The sequence below is a fragment of the Kitasatospora sp. NPDC059673 genome (assembly GCF_042734215.1).
Taxonomy (GTDB): Bacteria; Actinomycetota; Actinomycetes; order Streptomycetales; family Streptomycetaceae; genus Kitasatospora.
This window is the reverse complement of the sequence record NZ_JBHWEN010000044.1, coordinates 12896-32857: the sequence shown is the minus strand read 5'-3', so window position 1 is coordinate 32857 and position 19962 is coordinate 12896. Positions and strand designations below refer to the sequence as shown.

At 69.9% G+C, this 19962-nt stretch carries 13 protein-coding genes and 1 pseudogene; 9 read left to right on the top strand and 5 right to left on the bottom strand.

Annotation, left to right across the window (positions count from 1 at the left end; all coding sequences use genetic code 11):
* Positions 1–516: 516 nt before the first annotated feature.
* From ACFV18_RS31785 to ACFV18_RS31775, 3 genes and pseudogenes are all read left to right on the top strand, one after another.
* On the top strand, positions 517–2472 hold the full coding sequence (locus ACFV18_RS31785) for a putative Ig domain-containing protein (protein WP_380488764.1): 1956 nt from the start codon (positions 517–519) through the stop codon (positions 2470–2472).
* Positions 2473–2631: 159 nt separating this feature from the next.
* A complete protein-coding gene (locus ACFV18_RS31780) occupies positions 2632–3066 on the top strand; it encodes a hypothetical protein (RefSeq protein ID WP_380488763.1) in 435 nt (144 codons plus the stop codon).
* A 9-nt stretch (positions 3067–3075) separates the two neighbouring features.
* Positions 3076–4328: pseudogene (locus ACFV18_RS31775) on the top strand (MFS transporter); the annotation flags it as partial.
* Between the two features lie 49 nt (positions 4329–4377).
* On the opposite strand, the gene ACFV18_RS31770 reads toward ACFV18_RS31775, so the two are convergent.
* Positions 4378–5781: an amidase gene (locus tag ACFV18_RS31770; protein ID WP_380488762.1), complete on the bottom strand. Its 1404-nt coding sequence runs from the start codon at positions 5779–5781 to the stop codon at positions 4378–4380.
* Positions 5782–5912: 131 nt separating this feature from the next.
* On the opposite strand from ACFV18_RS31770, the gene ACFV18_RS31765 reads away from it, so the two are divergent.
* Entirely contained in the window at positions 5913–6491 is a 579-nt protein-coding gene (locus ACFV18_RS31765; protein ID WP_380488761.1) for a TetR/AcrR family transcriptional regulator, read from the top strand.
* A gap of 112 nt (positions 6492–6603) precedes the next feature.
* Complete coding sequence (locus tag ACFV18_RS31760) at positions 6604–6951, top strand: hypothetical protein (protein WP_380488760.1); 348 nt, start codon at positions 6604–6606, stop codon at positions 6949–6951.
* 125 nt (positions 6952–7076) lie between these two features.
* Here the strand turns inward: ACFV18_RS31760 and ACFV18_RS31755 are convergent, their stop codons facing one another.
* On the bottom strand, positions 7077–7355 hold the full coding sequence (locus ACFV18_RS31755) for a hypothetical protein (RefSeq protein WP_380488759.1): 279 nt from the start codon (positions 7353–7355) through the stop codon (positions 7077–7079).
* Between the two features lie 400 nt (positions 7356–7755).
* Here ACFV18_RS31755 and ACFV18_RS31750 point away from each other — a divergent pair, with 400 nt between their 5' ends.
* On the top strand, positions 7756–13710 hold the full coding sequence (locus ACFV18_RS31750; protein ID WP_380488758.1) for a hypothetical protein: 5955 nt from the start codon (positions 7756–7758) through the stop codon (positions 13708–13710).
* Between the two features lie 241 nt (positions 13711–13951).
* Here the strand turns inward: ACFV18_RS31750 and ACFV18_RS31745 are convergent, their stop codons facing one another.
* Positions 13952–14593 (bottom strand): dihydrofolate reductase family protein, encoded by a 642-nt coding sequence (locus tag ACFV18_RS31745; protein WP_380488765.1) that lies wholly within the window; start codon positions 14591–14593, stop codon positions 13952–13954.
* 92 nt (positions 14594–14685) lie between these two features.
* Complete coding sequence (locus tag ACFV18_RS31740) at positions 14686–14901, bottom strand: hypothetical protein (protein ID WP_380488757.1); 216 nt, start codon at positions 14899–14901, stop codon at positions 14686–14688.
* 421 nt (positions 14902–15322) lie between these two features.
* Between ACFV18_RS31740 and ACFV18_RS31735 the strand changes: the two genes are divergently transcribed.
* From ACFV18_RS31735 to ACFV18_RS31725, 3 genes are all read left to right on the top strand, one after another.
* Positions 15323–16072: a hypothetical protein gene (locus ACFV18_RS31735; RefSeq protein ID WP_380488756.1), complete on the top strand. Its 750-nt coding sequence runs from the start codon at positions 15323–15325 to the stop codon at positions 16070–16072.
* Between the two features lie 701 nt (positions 16073–16773).
* A complete protein-coding gene (locus tag ACFV18_RS31730) occupies positions 16774–17322 on the top strand; it encodes an SMI1/KNR4 family protein (protein ID WP_380488755.1) in 549 nt (182 codons plus the stop codon).
* 285 nt (positions 17323–17607) lie between these two features.
* Positions 17608–18657 carry a hypothetical protein gene (locus tag ACFV18_RS31725; RefSeq protein ID WP_380488754.1) on the top strand — a complete coding sequence of 350 codons (1050 nt, stop codon included), beginning with the start codon at positions 17608–17610 and terminating at the stop codon, positions 18655–18657.
* A gap of 342 nt (positions 18658–18999) precedes the next feature.
* On the opposite strand, the gene ACFV18_RS31720 is transcribed toward ACFV18_RS31725, so the two are convergent.
* Complete coding sequence (locus tag ACFV18_RS31720; RefSeq protein WP_380488753.1) at positions 19000–19407, bottom strand: hypothetical protein; 408 nt, start codon at positions 19405–19407, stop codon at positions 19000–19002.
* Positions 19408–19962: the final 555 nt, after the last annotated feature.

Here is a 19962-nt window from a genome sequence, read left to right as displayed (position 1 = left end):
GGGCGCGCGACACCGCGCGCCCCGCGCCCCCGCGGCATTCGGCGCCGGGTCTGGCCGACCCCGACCACGGCAAACCCGTTCGCGGCCGGGCATTGTCCTGCGCCCGGAATTCAAAAACCTCGCAAAGGGGCGGTACTGCAATCCACCTGAACAGCCAAGAACAGGGATGCCAACTTGAAAACTGTTGACACCGACGGAAGTTGAACCACTGCGCCGACAGGCGCCCCCACCTGCGCAGATCCGGTTCCTGATTTTTCCCTGAACCAGCTCCATTGACTGTTCATCAGCAGCTCTGCTTTGCTTCAGGCCGCAGACGGGCGACCGGCCCCGACGAAGCCCCGTCAATTCGACTGCTCGTCAATTCGATTGCTGCCACCCGGAAATGCGAATACCGCGTATTTCCGTGCGACGGCACTCGTTCCCGGTCGTGCCCCACCGTCCGCTCCGCCCCAGGTATATCGGCCGCACTGCGCCCCACCGAGGTCCGGGCGGCCGGAGCAGAGAGGCTCCCCACCCATGGGTATGACCCCCACCGCCCTGCGTTCGAGGATGGCGGCGCTGACCGCAGCCGCCTCGCTCGCGCTCGCCGCCGCCGGGCTCGCTGCCACCGCGGCCCCGGCGAACGCCGCCACCCCCCGGCCGGCCGCCGCGTCGGTCTCCGGCCAGGCGCACCACGGATCCGCCGGAACCGGCGGCATCTCCAACGAGTTCAACCCGTTCAGCCCGGCGCTCACCAACAGCACCATCCCGGGCATGAAGCAGTACGCCAAGCAGAAGCAGGAACGCATCGCGAACCAGCCGCAGGCCGCCGCCACCGGCCAGCAGACCCTCTCGTACGGCGGCGGCGTCGACGGCATCGGCGTGCAGAGCGGCCACTCCAAGGTCTACCTGGTGTTCTACGGCACCCAGTGGGGCAGCCAGGGCACCGACGCCAACGGCAACCTGACGTTCTCCAACGACACGGCGGGCGCCGCGCAGGCCGCGCAGAACATGTTCAAGGGCATCGGCACCAACGGCGAGACCTGGTCCGCCGACCTCACCCAGTGGTGCGACGGCCCGAACGTCGCCTCCGGGGCCGTCAGTTGCCCGGCGAACGCCGCGTTCATCCCCTACCAGAGCGGCGGCGTGCTCTCCGGCGTCTGGTACGACAACGCCGCGGCCTCCCCGGCCTCCGCCACCGGCCACCAGCTCGGCGTGGAGGCCGTCAACGCGGCCGCCCACTTCGGCAACACCACCGCCGCGGCCAACCGCGACGCCTACTACGTGGTCCTGTCGCCGAAGGGCACCAACCCGGACAACTACCAGAGCCCGACCCAGGGTTACTGCGCCTGGCACGACTGGAACGGCGACACCACCCTCACCGGCGGCGCGGTCAACTCCTCGTACGGCGACATCGCGTTCTCCAACCAGCCCTACAACATCGACATGGGCTCCTCCTGCGGCGTCGGCTTCGTCAACTCGCCCGGAACACTGGACGGCTGGACGATGACCCTCGGCCACGAGTGGCACGAGATGATGTCCGACCAGAACCCGGCCGGCGGCTGGACCAACCACGTCTCCGGCTCCTCGTACAACGGCCAGGAGAACTCCGACGAGTGCGCCTGGCTCCGGCCCGGCACCGCCGGCGGCGCCGCCAACGTCAGCTTCGGCTCCTACGGCACCTTCGCCGAGCAGGCCAGCTGGTCCAACGACACCAACTCCTGCGCCATCACGCACGCCATCCTCACCCACGGCGGCGCCAACACCGTCACCGTGACCAACCCCGGCAGCCAGAGCGGCACCGTCGGCACCGCCGCCAGCCTGCAGATCCACGCCACCGACTCGGCGTCCGGCCAGAGCCTGACCTACGCGGCCACCGGCCTGCCGGCCGGCCTGTCGATCAACTCCTCGACCGGCCTGATCTCCGGCACCCCGACCGCCGCGGGCACCTCCTCCGTCACGGTCACCGCCACCGACACGACCGGCTCGGCCGGCTCCGCCTCCTTCAGCTGGACCGAGGCCGGCACCGGCGGCGGCACCTGCACCGCCGCCCAGCTGCTCGGCAACCCCGGCTTCGAGACCGGCACCGCCGCCCCGTGGACCACCACCACCGGCGTGCTCGACAACTCCACCTCGCAGGCCGCGCACAGCGGTTCCTGGAAGGCCTGGATGAACGGCTACGGCTCCGCCCACACCGACACCGTCTCCCAGACGGTGACCATCCCGGCCGGCTGCAAGGCCACCTTCAGCTTCTGGCTGCACATCGACACCGCCGAGACCGGCACCACCGCCTACGACAAGCTGACCGTCCAGGCCAACTCCACCACCCTGGCGACCTACTCCAACGTGAACGCCGCCACCGGCTACGTGCAGAAGTCCTTCGACCTGTCGGCCTACGCGGGCCAGAGCGTCACCCTGAAGTTCACCGGCACCGAGGACTCCTCCCTGCAGACCAGCTTCGTGATCGACGACACCGCGCTCAACGTCTCCTGACGCGGCACCAGCCTCCCCCAGGGGGGCGCCGGGGCGGACCCACCACGGGCCCGCCCCGGCGCCGTCGCACCAGGGCCCGCCCCAAGGGATCCGACCGGACCCCCGCCGCGTCCCATCCCCGTACACCCGCCGGCCCGACCCGTTCCGAGAGACGGAGCCATGACACCGAATCCGTTCAAGACCGCCGCCGCCGCCCTGCTCGCCCTCGCCGCACTGAGCGGCTGCGGATCGACGACGACCACCGCAAGCCCCGCCGCGCACCCCGCGCCCGGCCCCGTCGTACTGGACGAATCCGCCGACCGCACCCACATCACCGTCGCGCCCGGCACCACCATCCGCACCGAACTCCACAGCACCTACTGGTCGCCCGCCACCAGCACCGACCCCGGCCTGCTCGCCCCCACCGGGCAGCCCGCCACCACCGCCGCGCCCTCCTGCCGCCCCGGCAGCGGCTGCGGCACCGTCACCACCGCCTTCACCGCCCGCACCGCCGGCACCGTCCGCCTGACCGCCCACCGCAGCAGCTGCGGCGAGGCCAAGCCCTGCCCGCCCGGCCAGCAGGACTTCACCGTCGACGTGGACATCACCCGCTGACGGACTCGCATGTCCACCGGCGCACTGTCCTGGGTACTCAGCGCCTACGTGCTCGGCTACGGCGGCTTCATGCTGCTCGGCGGCCGAGCGGCCGACCTGCTGGGCCGGCGCCGGATGTTCCTGCTCTGGCTCGGCGTCTTCGTGCTCTTCTCCGGCCTCGGCGGCCTGGCCACCGAAGGCTGGATGCTGATCCTGGCCCGCTTCGTCACCGGCCTGTCCGCGGCCTTATGACCCCCGCCGGACTGTCCGTCATCACCACCGCCTTCACCGAAGGCCCACGCCGCAACCGGGCCCTGCTGATCTACGCCGGCACCGCCGCCGCCGGATTCTCGCTCGGCCTGGTGGCCGGCGGCCTGCTGACGGCGATCGGCCGGTGCTGGGTGTTCTTCGCCCCCGTCCTGCTGGCCGCCGTCCTGCTCGCCGCCGCCACCGTGCTGATTCCGCGTCAGACCGCGCCACAGCGCACCCCAGACGGCCGGTTCGACCTCGCCGGGGCGATCACCGCGACCGCGGCGATGCTGCTGCTGGTCTACGGCGTGGTCCGGCTCGGCGAGACGGGCACCCGCCCCGCCACCACGGCCGCCGTCCTGGCCGGCGGCCTCGCGCTGCTCACCGCCTTCGTCCGGATCGAACGCCGCTCACCCGCACCGCTGGTCCGGCCGGGTCTGCTGCGCACCGGCACCCTCCTGCGGGCCAACCTCGGCGCCCTGCTGTTCGCCGGATCGTTCTTCGGCGTCCAGTTCGTCGTCACCCTCTACCTCCAGGACCTGCGCGGCTGGTCCCCGCCGCAGACCGGCCTCGCCCTGCTGGCCGTCGGCGTGGACTCGGTGCTGGCACCGACCCTCACCCCCAAACTGGTCGACCGCTTCGGCCACCCCCGGGTGATCCTCGGGGGCTTCCTGCCGGCCGCGCTCTCCTACGGCCTGTTCCTCCCGGTCGGCGCCGACTGGACGTACCCGATGATGTTCCCGACCATGCTGCTCACCGGCCTCGCCTTCGCCCTCGCGTACGGGCCGCTGACCATCGCCGCCACCGACGGTGTCGCCGAGGACGAACAGGGCCTGGCCGGCGGGCTGCTCAACACCGCCTTCCAGTTCGGCGCGGCGCTCGGCCTCTCGGCGGTCACCACCGTGAACCTGGCGGCGCTCGGCTCCGGCGCGACCCCGCTGGAGGCGTTCCGCGCGGCGCTGCTGGTGCCGGTCGCGGCGACGGTGCTCGGCGCCCTGGTCGCCGCCACCGGCGCGGTGCGCGGGCGGGCCTGAGATCCCCGGGGCCCCGGCGGGTTGCGGCCCGCCCCGGCCCGACGGCCTCTCAGAAGACCGGATCGACGGGGGCGAGGGTGCCGAGCCGGTCCTCGATGTGCTGGGCGGCCGCGAGGCAGAGGTCCTCACGGAACGGCCGGCCGATGAGCTGGACGCCCGTCGGCAGACCCTCGCCCACACCGGTGGGCACCGCCACCGCCGGGACGCCGACGAAACTGGTCACCGAGCTCAGCGCCATCGCGGCCGCGACCCGGTCCCGCCCCGCCTGGTCGCGCGACTCCAAGCCGGGCTCGACCGGTGGCTCGGTGAAGACCGGGCCGAGCAGCAGCGGGTACTGCTCCATGAACTCCGCCCAGGAACGGCGGATGTTCGTCCAGGTGCCCAGCAGGGCGATCAGCCCGGCGGCATCGACCGGCGGCACCTTGTTCATGGCGAAACCGATGTAGCGGTCGCCGCCCTCACCGAGCACCTGCCGGACGGCCGGCCAGGCGGGCGCGAACTCGGTGTTGGTGAGCTGCTGGTAGGCCTCGAACGCCTCGACCGTCCGGGGCGCGTCCGGCACCTCACGCACGTCGTACCCCGTCTCCGCCAGCGCCCCGGCGGCCCGCTCGATCGCGCGGCGGACGGTCGGGTGGACGCCGAGCCCGCCGGGATCGGTGACCACGGCGACCTTCGGCGGCCCGTCGAGCGGACGGCCGTACAGCGGCGCGGGAACGGTGCGCGGATCGCGCGGGTCGGGCCCGGCCAGCGCCTCGAAGGCGACCCGCAGGTCGGCCACCGTCCGGGCCAACGGGCCGTCGTGGACCAGCAGTTGGGAGGCCGGCCCGGGGTCGTCCGGGCCCAGCATGCGCTGGTCGGCGGCGAACCGCCCCGCGCTCGGCTTGAGCGCCGCGACGCCGCAGAACACGGCCGGGATGCGGACCGAGCCGCCGGAGTCGTTGCCGAGCCCGAGCGCGGCCATCCCGGTGGCCACCGCCACCCCGTCCCCGCCGCTGGTGCCGCCGGGCGTGCGCCCCGGGTCCCACGGGTTGAGGGTCTCGCCGTACAGCTCACTGCGGGGATGCATGCCGGACAGGATCAGCGTCGGCATGTTGCTGTGGCCGAGCGGGATGGCCCCGGCCGCGCGCAGCCGAGCCACCGAGATCGCGTCCTCGGGGGCGACCAGGTGGGCGAAGCGCGGAGTGCCGAAGGTGGTCGCGACCCCCTCGATCCGGATGCACTCCTTGACCGTGAACGGCACCCCGGCCAGCGGGCCGAGCTCCTCCCCGGCGGCGCGGCGCCGGTCGAGCAGGCGGGCCCCGGCACGGGCCCGGTCGGCGAGCAGCTGGGTGACGGCGTTGACCCGCGGATTCACCTCGGCGATCCGGTCGAGATGGGCATCCATCACATCGAGCGCGGACGCCTCGCCGCTGCGGACGGCAGTGGCGAGAGCGGTGGCGGAAAGCTTCCACATGGATCCGGTCCTCCTGGGCCTTCGAGATGCTCCAAGGGTTTTTCCGATGCGGTTGCATCGGAACCGAGCCGCACTCTAGCCCGTGAACCGATACACTCGCATCGAATAAAATCGACGGGAGGCCGCAGCCGATGCCCAAACAGGTGGACCACGAGGAACGCCGCCGTCAGATCGCCGACGCCGTCTGCGCCCTGATCGACGAACAGGGCCTCGAAGCCGTCACCCTCCGCGATGTCGCCGCCCGCGCCCAGGTCTCCATGGGCGCCGTCCAGCGCTGCTTCCGCACCAAGGACGAGATGCTGCACTTCGCCCTCGCCCACATCGGCCACCAGGTCACCGCACGGGCCCACGCCCGCCTGCGCGCCGCCCCCGCCCAGTCCCCGGCCAGCACCGTCGGCCACCTCGCCCGCGAACTCGCCCTGCTCCAGACCCAGCACCGCGCCCAGGCCCGCACCTGGATCGCCTTCCTCGCCGCCGCCGCCGTCAACCCCGCCCTCGCCGCCGGCCTGCGCACCAGCTACACCGACCTGGAAACCCTGCTCACCGGGCTCATCGCCGCCGCCGGCGACCTCCCCGACCCCACCCACGAGGCCCGCACCCTCCTCGCCCTCACCGACGGCCTCACCGCGCACGTCCTGATCGGCCACCGCACCCCCGAAGAAGCCGAACACCTGCTGCACACCCACCTGTCCCGCCTCTGGGGTGAGTGACACCAAATCCCCGCCACCGCACCGCCGTTGCGGAAAACCCGGTGACACCGGCGCGCCCGCCCCGGACACTGTCCGGGGACCCGAGACCCCTCCTCCGTCGAAAGGCGCCACCATGGCACTCGCCAGGAAAGGCACCCGCCGCATCGTCGTCGACGGCACCGCATACCGCTGGCACGCCAGTCGGCGACACCTGTGCTGCGACTACGAAGGCGGCACCCTCGGCTACGTCGCCGAGGACGCGGCCCACCCCGGAACCACCCTCGTCGTCGAAACCGGCCGCCGGGCCCGCCTCCACCCCGACCTCACCCCCGCCGACCTGATCCTGCCGCGCGAAGTCGCCCACGGCATCCGCACCGCCCGCGCCCAGGGCTGGAACCCCACGGCGAACGGCTCGCCGTTCACGCTGCACCTCTCCGGCGCCGGGGCCGCCGAGACCACCGAGGCGGACCAGGGTTCCTGAATCACCGTCGGAGCCGGCCCGGCTCCCGCCCCGGAACGCGCATCGACCCGCGGTCGCCCGGCCGAGGCCGTGACACGCGGGTCGATGTGTGTGTGATGCCGGGCCACCTGGCCCGAGGCCAGCCTTTAGAAGTGGGCGCCGGCCTCGGTGAAGGAGCCGAAGACGCCGTCGTCGCCCGCCCAGATCCAGCGGGTGCCGTGCTCGACCCCGTCCGGGCCGACGACGGAGAAGCTCTCCGCGAGGCCGGCACCCTCCTCGTTGGCGACGAACTGGGACTGGCCCCAGTGGGCGGACGGGCCTTCGTGCTCTTCGTGGCCTTCGTGGGCGGAGGCGAGCCCGGCGCAGCCGATCACGAGGGGGACGGCGATGGCACCGGCGGCCAGGACACGCTTGAGAGAACGCATGAAGATCTCCTCCGAGAACTTGGGTCGGTGGCGGGGCACGCTGGTGGCCCTGCCGATTCCAGAACGACATGGGGCGCAGGGGGCCGCAAGGCGACGGTGCGCCCATGTGGTCGCCACGGAGAGTCACTGGGCCCGGTGCTCGCAAGGGGAGTGGCGGATCGAAGGTTCACCCCTGGGTGCTCGCCCGGGTGGCGCAGAGTCCCGCTCCTCCGGGGCACCGTCAGGGGCGCTCTCCAGTAGATGTTCTGACGCCGGGACAGACTTCGTTCCGGACGAGCTGACACCAGGTCAGGGTGTCGGCGGACCCCGCGCCCCCCGGTTCGCGCATCTGAGCGATTCGACAGGTCCACTGATAGTACAAACTGATAACTGCTGGTAGTGGCTGCACATAGTCAAGGGCATGACGAGACTTTTCCGCGGACCGGGGCGGCTCAGATCCCGAACGGCCCGCTTCATCAGTGCCGCAGCCACTCTCGGCCTGGTCGGCGCGGGCCTGAGCGCCTCCTGGGGTGCCGAGGCCGCAGCACCGGCCCACCACCGGGCCGCGGCGCCGGAGCGTGTCCGAGCCATCGGTTCTCCCCTGTTGCAGGAGGACTTCACCGGCGCGACCGCGGACCCGAGATTCGTCGCCGTCGGCGCGGCGTGCCTGACGGGCGCGCCGGTCTCGGCCCTCGGGCCGGACGGCCGCCCGCTGGGCGGCTGCCCGATCCCGCAGACGGGCCCGGTCCCGCCGCTGGACAGCTCGCCGTTCGGCTACCTGCGGATCACCGACGCCAGCAACGACCAGAACGGCGCGGTGCTCTTCGACCAGGCGCTCCCGGCCAGCGCCGGTCTGGAGGTGACCTTCGACCAGTGGCAGTACGGCAGCACCACGCCCGCCACCCCGGCCGACGGCATCGCGTTCTTCCTGGTCAACGGTGACGTCACGCTCACCCACCCCGGCGCGTTCGGCGGCAGCCTCGGCTACGCGCAGAAGCTGCCCGACGACAACCCGAACCTGACCTTCCTGCCCGGCGTCGACAGCGGCTACCTCGGCGTCGGGCTCGACGTGCTCGGCAATTACTTCGGCGACTGGGAGCACCGGGGCAACGGTTGCCCGCCCGGCCGGCGTTCCCCGGCCGGCACCGCCTTCCGCATCCCCGCGCCGGGACCCAACATGGTCACCGTCCGAGGCCCCGGCGACGGCCTGGAAGGCTACTGCTTCCTGACCGCGACGACGAGCAACTTCTCGACCAGCGGCCCGTGGCCGTCCACCCTGCCCGGCCAGTTGCAGGGCCCGCTGACGTCCCTGCCGCCGGATGTGACACCGTCTCAGGCCCAGACGCTGCTGGAGCCGTCCCGCCGCCGGGTGCACGTCCAGCTGACCCCGGCGCCGTCCCCGGTCCTCAGCATCGGCGTCGACTTCAACGACGGCACGGGCGAGCACCAGGTGCTGAGCACCCCCGCGCCGCAACCCGTCCCCTCGACCTACAAGTTCGGCTTCGCCGGCTCCACGGGCCTGTTCACCGACGTGCACCTGATCCGCAACGTGGTGATCAACACCTCCGTGGCGCTGCCCGAACTCAACCTGGTCAAGCAGGCCCACCGGCCGCTGCCCGCCGATCTGACGGTCGGCACCCCGGTCCAGTACGACTTCGTCGTCACCAACTCCGGCAACGTCCCGGTCGCCAACCTGGCGGTCGACGACCCGAAGGTGGGCCCGATCACCTGCCCGGTCAGCACGCTGCAGGTGGGCGAGACAGTCACCTGCACCGCCACCTACCTGGTCACGGCCGCCGACGCGGCCGCCGGCCACGTCGCCAACACCGCGCAGGCCCACGGAACCACCCCCGGCGGCCCGGTGACATCGCCACCGGCCTCCGAGGACATCCCGGTGGTGGCGCCGCCGGGCATCGACATCACCAAGCAGGTGGACCTCCCCGGCCCGTTCCACGTCGGTGACACCGTCCCCTACACGTACGTCGTCAGCAACACAGGCGGTACCGAGATCACGGACGTCCACGTGCAGGACGACCGGATCACCAACATCACCTGCGACGCCACCACCCTCGCCCCCCGCGGCAGCCCCGGCGACACCACCAAGTGCCACGGCACGTACGTGGTCACCCCGGAAGACGCGGACCTGGGAGAAGCGACCAACCACGCGACCGCGTCCGGCACAGCCAACGGCCAGCCGGTCAACTCCCCGGAGACACAGGCGACAATCACCGTCATCGGCCCCTCCTCGATCTCCCTGGCGAAGGAAGCGGACACCGCGGGCCCCGTCCACGTCGGCGACACCGTGCACTACACGTACACCGTGACGAACACCGGCCAGACCGTCCTCGACAAGGTCTTCGTCACCGACGACCACTCGACGAACGTCTTCTGCGACACCACCGTCCTCAACCCCGGCCGGAGCACCCTCTGCCACGGCACCTACCTCGTCACCGACGCCGACCTGGCACTCGGCCACCTCACCAACAGAGCCCAGGCCGTAGGCACCGACCCGCTGGGCGACGAGGTCGTCAGCCCCCCGGCTGAAGTGACCCTGCCCGTCGTGGGCATCGCCGAGCTCGGCATCGAGAAAATCGCCGACAGCCCCGGCCCGTTCCACCTGGGCGACACCATCAACTACACGTACACGGTGACCAACACGGGCACCGCAATTGTGCACAACCTCAAGGTCGTTGACGACCACGTCCCGTTCGTGACCTGCGACGCGACGACGTTGAACCCGGGCGAGAGCACGCTCTGCCACGGTAGTTACGTCGTGACGGCGGCGGATGTGCAGGCCGGTCACGTGACCAACACGGCCCACGCGAACGGCACCGACCCCGAGGGCCAGGAAGTGCAGAGCCCGCCGATCGACGCGACCGTCCCCGTGGTGGGTGAGGCGCTGCTGTTCATCCAGAAGACGGCTGACAGCGCCGGCCCGTTCCACCTGGGTGACACGGTTTCGTACACCTACACGGTGACCAACACCGGTACGGCGGTGGTGCACAACCTCACGGTCGCGGACGACCATGTCGCCCCGGTGACGTGCGACGCGACGACGCTGAACCCCGGTCAGAGCACGCTCTGCCACGGCACCTACGTCATCACCGCAGCCGACGTTCAGACCGGTCACGTCACCAACACGGCCCACGCGAACGGCACCGATTCCGAGGGGCAGCCGGTGCAGAGTCCGCCCGGTCAGGCGACCGTCCCGGTGGTCGGCGTCGCGGGGCTGGCCATTGAGAAGACGGCGGACAGCGCCGGCCCGTTCCACCTGGGTGACACGGTTTCGTACACGTACACGGTGACCAACACCGGTACCGCCGCGGTGAACAACCTGTCTGTCGCGGACGATCACGTCGCTGTGGTGACGTGTGGCGCGACGACGCTGAACCCCGGTCAGAGCACGCTCTGCCACGGCACCTACATCGTGACGGCGGCGGATGTACGGGCCGGTCAGGTGACCAACAGGGCTCATGCGGAGGGTACGGATCCCGAGGGCCAGACGGTGCAGAGCCCGCCAGGTGAGGCGACCGTTCCGGTCCTGGGCAAGGCGCTGCTGGTCATCGAGAAGGCGGCGGACTCCGCAGGTCCGTTCCATGCGGGTGACACGGTCTCCTACACGTACACGGTGACCAACACGGGCACGGCGGCGGTGCACAACCTGGCCGTGACGGACGATCACATCGCCTCGGTGACGTGCGATTCCACGACCTTGAACCCCGGTGCGAGCACGCTCTGCCACGGCAGCTACATCATCACCGCCGCCGATGTTCTGGCCGGTCACGTGACCAACACGGCTCACGCTCACGGCACCGACCCCGAGGGCCAGGACGTCCAGAGTCCGCCCGGTGAGGCCACGATCAACATCGCGGGTGACGCCGTGCTGACCCTTCAGAAGGTGGCCGATTCCGCGGGCCCGTTCCGTGTCGGTGACACGGTGGCGTACACGTACACCGTGACCAACGCGGGTACCGCTCCCTTGCACGACCTGGACGTGAGTGACGACCTCATCGGGTCGGTGACGTGCGACAGGACGACGCTGCCCGCCGGGGAAAGCACCCTCTGCCACGGCACCTACGTCATCACGGCGGCGGATGTGCAAGCCGGCCACGTGACCAACACCGCTGTCGCGAGCGGCCTCGACCCCGAGGACCGGCCGGTGGTGAGTCCTCCCGGTGAGGCCACTGTCCCGGTGGTGGGAGAGGCACTGCTGTCGATCGAGAAGACGGCGGATTCCGCCGGCCCGTTCCATGCCGGTGACACCGTTGCTTACACGTACACCGTGACCAACACCGGTACGGCGACTGTGAACAACCTGACCGTCGCGGACGATCACGTTGCTGTGGTGAAGTGCGACGCGACGACGCTGAACCCGGGCCAGAGCACGCTCTGCCACGGTACGTACCTCGTCACGGCGGCGGATGCGCAGGCCGGTCACGTGACGAACACAGCTCACGCGGAGGGTACGGACCCGCAGGGTCAGACGGTGGTGAGTCCGCCGGCCGAGGCGACCGTCCCCGCTCTGGGGGAGGGGCAGCTGACTATTGAGAAGGTGGCGGATTCTGCTGGTCCGTTCCGTGTGGGTGACACGGTGGCGTACACGTACACGGTGACCAATACGGGGACGGCTGTTGTTCACAACGTGACGGTCGCGGATGACCATGTGGCGTCGGTGACGTGTGACGCGACGACGTTGAACCCGGGTGTGAGCACGCTGTGCCACGGCAGTTATGTGATCACTGCCGCGGATGTGCAGGCCGGTCACGTGACGAACACGGCTCACGCGCGTGGCGCCGACCCGGAGGGTCAGCCGGTGCAGAGCCCGCCGGCCGAGGCGACGGTTCCGGTGGTGGGTGAGGCCCGGTTGTCGATCGAGAAGGTGGCGGATTCTGCTGGTCCGTTCCGTGTGGGTGACACGGTGGCGTACACGTACACCGTCACCAACACGGGGACGGCCGTTGTTCACAACGTGACGGTCGCGGACGACCACGTGTCGTCGGTGACGTGTGACGCGACGACGTTGAACCCGGGTGTGAGCACCCTCTGCCACGGCAGTTATGTGATCACCGCTGCCGACGTTCAGGCCGGTCACGTGACGAACACGGCTCACGCGCGTGGCGCCGACCCGGAGGGTCAGCCGGTGCAGAGCCCGCCGGCTGAGGCCACCGTTCCGGTAGCGGGCGAGGCCCAGCTGACGATTGAGAAAGTGGCGGATTCCGCGGGCCCGTTCCACGTCGGCGACACCGTCAATTACACGTACACCGTGACCAATACCGGAACGGGCGTTGTTCACAATGTGACCGTCACGGATGACCACGTGCCGTCGGTCACCTGCGACGCGACGGTGCTGAACCCGGGTCAGAGCACGCTGTGTCACGGCAGTTATGTGATCACTGCGGAGGATGCGGCGGCTGGTCATGTGGTGAATACGGCTCACGCGAACGGCACCGGCCCCGAGGGCCAGCCGGTGCAGAGCCCACCCGGTGAGGCCACCGTCTCCGTCGTGGGTGGGGCCGGGTTGTCCATCGTGAAGAAGGCGGACACGGCCGGTCCGTTCCGTGCGGGTGATGTGGTGCGGTACACGTACACCGTCACCAACACCGGTGCTGTGACTGTGCACGATGTCGCGGTGTCGGACGACCGGGTGGCGTCGGTGACGTGTGACGCGACGGTGCTGGAGCCGGGTCGGAGCACGACCTGTCACGGCTCGTACACGGTGACGGAGGAGGACGTCGAGGCGGGTCATGTGACGAACACGGCTCGTGCGAACGGCCTCGATCCCGAGGGTCGGCCGGTGGTGAGCGCGCCTGGTGAGGTGACGGTGAAGACCGTCTCCGGTGCGTCGTCGTTGTCGGTCGAGAAGAAGGCGGACAGTGCGGGCCCGTTCCATGTCGGTGACACGGTCACCTACTCGTACACGGTGACCAATACCGGGTTGACGGTGCTGACGGATGTGATGGTCCGTGATGACCGGGTGGCGTCGGTGGTGTGCGATGCGACGGTGCTGGAGCCGGGTGCGAGCACGACGTGCCACGGCACGTATGTGGTGACGGAGGAGGATGCGAAGGCCGGGCATGTGATCAACGTTGCGGAGGCTTCGGGTCGTGATCCGCAGGGGGCGCTGGTGGAGAGTGAGCCGGTGTCGGTGTGTGTCACGGTGTTGGAGTGTCCGGAGAAGGAGGGGTGTGTGAAGCCGCCTCGTCCGGGTGGTCCTTCAAAGCCGCCGCACGGTGGCGGTGGGGGTCATCTGCCGGACACGGGTTCGCCGGCGGGTCTGGCGACGGCGGGTCTGGCCGGTGGTGGGTTGCTGACGCTGGGCGGTGTGCTGCTGTACCGGGCGCGGCGCCGTGCGGACGCGGACCGGTTCGTGGGGTAGTGCCTGCGGGTTCGCCGCTTGTTCGGTGAGGGACCGCCCTCGGGGCCTTCGGGCTTCGGGGGCGGTCCCGCGTCGCGCCGGGGGAGGAGGATCGGATTCGCTTTTGCGCGGCCCCGTCGGCGTCGGTCGGCCCGCCGTCCTGCGTATACCTCAGAAAGCGTGCGGGTCCGGGGCGTTGGCCGTGGCGGGGTGACCTGCCGGTTTCACCGGTCCACTGGCTCACCGGCTGGGCACCGGGGGGTCATTCTGTGTGGTTGTGGTTGTGGTGGTGGTCGGGGGCGGTCATGTCGCCTGTGGCAGGTGTGCCGGGGGCCTGCTGGTAGCGGAGGTAAACGGTGCCTGTGGGGCCGGCGACCGGAATGTCGAGGAGTGTGAGGTTGGTGGGTACCGTGCCGGTGTCGAAGATTTTCTTGCCGGTGCCGAGGGTGATGGGGTGCAGCCACAGGTCGAGCCGGTCGAAGAGTTTCTGGCGCAGCAGGCTCTGTACCAGGTTGAGGCTGCCGACGACTTTCACGTGGTCGTGCCGGTCGCGGATTTCGTGTACCGCGCGGGCCAGGTCCGGGCCGAGCAGGGTGGAGCCGTTCCAGGGGAGGTCGGGTGTGTGGCGTGATGCCACGTATTTCGGGACGCGGTTGAACAGTTCGGCGATCGTTCCGTTCTTCTGGTGCGGCCAGTAGGCGGCGAAGATGTCGTAGGTGCGGCGGCCGAGCAGGAGGGCGTCGGTGTCCTCGTACGCGGCGGTGATCTGTGCGCCGGTCACCTCGTCCAGCAGCGGTGCCTGCCATCCGCCGAAGGGGAACCCGGTCGGGTCCTCGTCGGGCCCGCCGGGTGCCTGCCCGACGAGGTCGAGGGTCGCGAACAGTTCGATGTGGATCAGGCCCATGTCTGTACTCCCGGTCAGATGAGGATCGGTGGCCCCCGGGTCGAGGTGTAGACCCGTGGGGGCCGGAAAACTCATCGCCACGCCGTGGGGCGTCAGCGGCAGATCCAGTAGGCGTCCCGGACCGGGTGGCGGTGCCGTTCACCGGTGGGGCGGGTCACCACGACGGCGCCGTCCTCGTACGAGGCCCGGTCGCCTGCAGCGGCGAACAGCGGCCGGTCCAGTTCGACCCGGAAGTCGGGGCGAAGCAGGAACTCGCTGACCAGCACCATTCGCGGTATGGGGGTGATTCCGTCGAAGTCCACGCGCATGAGCCGATGATCCCGCAGGACCCGGTGCGGGAGCGAGGGGATTTGCCGCCCGCTCCGGGGCGACGTCGTTGTTCGTGGGTGTCCGCGGGTGTTCGAGCTCGTCGCGTGCCGGCCGGACCGCTGGCCGGACGGCGCCGCTTCGTGGCTTCTGGCGGCGTTCTGGTGGGTTTGTCAACCTGATGAGTTGCGGCGGCAGCGCGGGGCAGGTCTGGCAGGACATTTCCCCGGCCAGGGTCAGTACCTATCAGCTGCGCGACGGTCTGGGTCGGTGTCTGGACGGCGGGCAGACCCAACAGGCGATGCGGTTCCCCTGCAACAGCAGGAGCTGGCAGCTGCGGTCCTGGAACTGACCCGGGCCGGTGGCCGGGGTCGGTCGGCGGCCGACGGGAATCGTGTCAGAAGTCCGGTCTAGGTTTGGCCTGTGAGCCACCACATCAGCTCCAAGGCCGGGGCGCCCCGCGAGCGTGACTTGCCGCCCTACCAGGTAGTCCTGGCGGAGACTGACTGGGGTTCGCTCCAGACGCCTTTCGAGAACGGTCAGTGCCTTCCCGAGGTCCTGGCACGGTTGCTGGAGCCTGATCCCAGGGTGCAGGTCGCCGCTTTGTCGGAACTGAGTGAGCTGGTCGTCCACCAGAACACCATCTACGAAGCCACCGCCCCCGTCGCCATGTATGTCGCCGGCATCCTCGCCCACCCGGCGGCCATGACCCTCCGGCCGTATCGCAACGTCCCCATCGGCGCGACCTTGCTGAACTGGTTGGTTTCCACGGCCTACGAAGCCTCCGACGAGATTGTCGACCGGACCGAGCAATATTTCCCTGGCTTCCGCACCCACAACACCACGCTGGCGGCCTTCCGGGACCTGCGCCCGATGCTCTATCGAGCCGTCGCGCCCTTCCTGCAGGACAGTCACGAGGACGTGCGCGAAGCCGCCGGCCTTGCCGCGCTCATCCTCGCCGAACACCCCGCGCTTGCCCAGCGCCGCGACCACCTCGCCGTGCACGCGCGCCGCATCCTGGACACCAGCAGCGACGACTTCAACCGGCGCGTTGCCTGGAAGGCCCTCGAAGCATGGGGCCACGACGTCACCGACATTGAACCTTTTCAGGAGGAGCCCTGGGACTGCGGGCCACACAGCGATGGCCGCGGCGATCTCGAACCTCCCTTCTGACCGATAGGCGAACGGCCCACCGGCCCAAGGATGTGCGGCCGGCCGAGATTTCGGAACGATCAGATAGCGGATCTACCGGTTGGCGGGTTTCGGTGTTGACCAGCGCTGTCTTGTGGGCGCGGTTTTTGCGTTTCGTGCACTCGTCGGGGCCCACCACATGCGGGGCCGGTGGCATTGGACCGGGAGGTTCCCCGACCGCTGTTCCCGACGGGCCCCGGCCGTGCCCGCCCGGGCATCACCGTCGTCGAAGCTGTCCCTGGCGCAGCCGTATCGGGAACACGGGACGTCCCGCCGATCGCCACTCGGGGACGACCCCGATCGTCCCCTTCTCCTCCTCACCGCCCCGGGCGACTGTTGAACACCGTCCGACTTGTTCACGGGACGGCGCGTCGCCGGCACCGGCCGACAGGTCCCGAGCCGGCCGGAAGACGTCCGGCCGGGGCCTGCGGGTGCTTCGTGACGATGCGCCAGTACGCAAACACCCCAACCATGCGCGACCTGGAAGGCCGGATCCGCGCCGCCGTCGACAAGGGCGAGATCATCCACTGCCGCGTCATCCCTGTCCACGATGGCAACGACCTCCTGCCCAGGGGCGTGATCCTGGAGGCACACGGCGCAAGGGCTTCCCATTCCAGCCCAAGGGATCGGGCACCGGCACCAACATCCTCAGCATCCGCAACAACAAGAAGAAGTGACGTCCCGTGGACAACTCCCTCGACACCCTCACCCAGCTGCTGCCCCGTCCCACCGGCATTCGCCCCAAGGACTGGGAATCGGTATGCCGACAGCTCGGCACCGGCCTCCCCGCCGACTACAAAGCCCTCATCGACACTTACGGCGGCGGCTGCATCGACAACTACCTCTGGATCCTCGAACCCGGCTGCGCCAACGAGTTCTACGACCTCTTCGAGGCCGTCGAGGAACGGGCCGAAGCCAACGAGGACCTGTGGTCCGGCGGCGAGCGGAAGCCCGCCGAACTCGGCCATGCCGACACTCGGATCATCCCCTGGGCCTCCACCGACAACGGCGAATTCCTGTACTGGCTCGCCGAGTCGGGCCAGAGTCCCGACCAGTGGACCGTCATGGTCAACGAAGCCCGCGGCCCCTGGTGGGAGCACTTCGACCTCACCCTCACCCGCTTCCTCGCAGCCACCCTCACCGGCGAGATCCGCTCCCAGATCCTCTCCGACCACTTCCCCTCCACCCCCCACGACTTCCAGCCCTCCAGCCGGTTCGTCGAGACCGGGTAGGACCGGCCTCGGCGTGGATGGACGCTGATGCGCCGGTGCGGGTGTGCGCCGTGCTCCTCGACGCCATCGGCCGGGTATGCCCGATCTCCGCAGTCACCGGCCCGGTGGCGTGCAGTACTCGCTGCCGGGAGGCCTGGCCGACGCCACGGGGAGCCGGCCGCGGCGCTGCGGGAAGAGCTCGGCCTGGACCTGGCCGCCGAGTCGCTGACGCTGTGGTTCGAGCAGGCCACCAGCCGCCCCCGCTCGACGGCCTGCCGCTGTTCTCTGAACGGCATACTCCGCGGCATGCCGATTGCCGATGGCGCCCTTGATGAGTGGCTCCTCTTCGATCGCACGGCGGCTGCATCCGCGGCCGGGGCGGCGGCGCGGGAGGCGGGCGGTGTCGTCACGTCGATCCACCGTCACGAATATGCCGGGCGGAGTGCCTACAACGCGATCATCGAGATCGACGGCAGACCCTTCGGCTTCGTTCCCGGCGGACACGTCCGGCTCGGCTTCGACCCCAAGTCCTGGACACCGTCCGGTGACGAGGTTCTGTCCTACCTCGGCAGCCAGCAAGCGCTGACCTCGTATCCCGAGTTTGCCGACTTCGAGTCGGACGACCGGGCCGAGGCCCGCGCGTGCCTGACCGACAGCACCGTCGAGGGGATCCGCGCACACCTCGCGGCGGCCACCTCACGCCCTCGCGCCGTGAGCCTGAAGGCGTTCCTTGCCGCCACGCACGCCGACGAGGCCGGGGTGCGCGAAGCTCCCCTCGACCACCCGATCGTCACCGTGCTTGTCCAGGAATGGGAGCCGGGTTGCCAGGAACTCGTCGGCGATCTCATCCTGCCCGAAACGGACACGGGCACCCACGGCCGAGTCCACTTCGCACCGGACGGAAAGCCCACGGCGGCGTGGCTCGCGGCCCACACCACCTACGACGCGATCACCGACGAACTGGCACGGACCGGCCGGCGTCTGCCCACCCCCGATGAATGGGAACACGCCTACGCGTTCGGCGCACGAGGCCTGTTCCCCCGGGGCGACCGGATGCCGATTTGGCGGCCCGGACGCGACGACACTCTTGTCACGCCCGACGGCGTCCGCGTTCCCCAGACATCGCCCATGCTGTCGGGACTGCACATGGCCCAGCACTACCACTGGGAGCTGACCGGCGACCGCCGTGAGGTCCGTGGCACCGATGGCGGCAGGGCCGAGTGCGGCGGCGGACCCTGGTTCGCCAATTGGTTGATCAAGGCGAGTTCCTATCTCGACCCCGGACAGGGTGACTTCGTCGCCCGGCGCCCGCACACACGCGGCACCCTCGTCAGACCTGTCATCCCGCTGGATTGACGGCGATAGTTCAGATCGTCCGCAAGCCGCGCGACCGCGTGAAGCGGCGTACGCCTGCGCCGGACCGCGGCGCTTCGATGCCGCCCGCTCGCTCGGCAGGCTCGTCCGGGACAAGGACTGGAAGCTCGACAAGCGGCTCGCGTGGTGGAAGAAGGAGCGGCAGAACAGGAAGGAGGCCTCCGCCAAGCGATCGGCTGCGAAGAAGACCGCCGCCCCCGCGGCGACGGGTGAGGGCGACGGTTCGTGTCGGTCGCTGGGGTCGCCTCCGGTTCGCTGCCGGGGCCCGGGTCGCCGGTGGTCGGCTGTTGGCGGGAGTGCCACCAGGCCCAGGCCCGGCACCGGTCAGCAGACGACCATGACGGTGAACGGGCGGTCGTCATCGACAGTCTGGCTCCCGCTCGAAGACGGCGTCGCTGTGCGGACGAAAATGTGCATGGCATCCGTCCAGGTGACCATGATGGACGCACTACCGGGCCCCGGATCGGAGGGGCCATTCGAATTGATTGTGCCGATCAGACCACACGCATTGATGTCGTTCTCCGTCGTCAGGAGATAGCGACCGATGCCAGCATGTTCGACTTCCGTGACGCCATTCGCGCTGAGTAGATTCCCATCAGCATCGACCTTGGCGTACGTCGTGACGACCGGCAGCGCCTGCACTTCCTTCGCAGGCTCGGCTGACGCCACCCAGCCCCCGGTCACGAGGGCGACGGGCATCACCCCCAGCGCAACTTTCCTGAATGCGTTCATTTCGGTTCTCCTCGGAACGGGTTTGGCAATGCGACACGAGGAGATGTCACCGATTCGAACCCGTATGAACAGGCTATCGGCCGTTGATCACTCCAATGGGTCTTGAGTTCCAGCCTCCAGCCGTTCAGCAGGACACCCTGAGTAGTCGGGCGCACCGTCTGCCGCCCGACATGTTCGCCCGGGAATGGGGCTGCTACTGACCCGGGACGACTGATTTGAAGTCTCGCCATCTTCGAACGGGCTGGTCGGAGGAGGGGGTGGCGTGTTCTCCGGAGTACTCGTGCTGGTCTGGGGCGGGAGTCTGGGGTGTTGATCGTCTGATGGGCTGGCCGGGGCGGGTTCGCCGGTTCCTCCGCATTGCCGGCCCGGTGCCGCCTACGTTCTGTCATGCCGCTGCCAGCAGCACAACTGTGCCCGAGCATCTGAACCATTCGAGCCGCCGTGACCACTACGGCGGCTTTCGCATGTCCGCATGCCGCCGGCCGGGCGGCTCCGGCCGATGCGGCAGCGCATCGGCTGTCCCGCCGCGACGTGCCAGGCCGGCCCCCCGCCCGG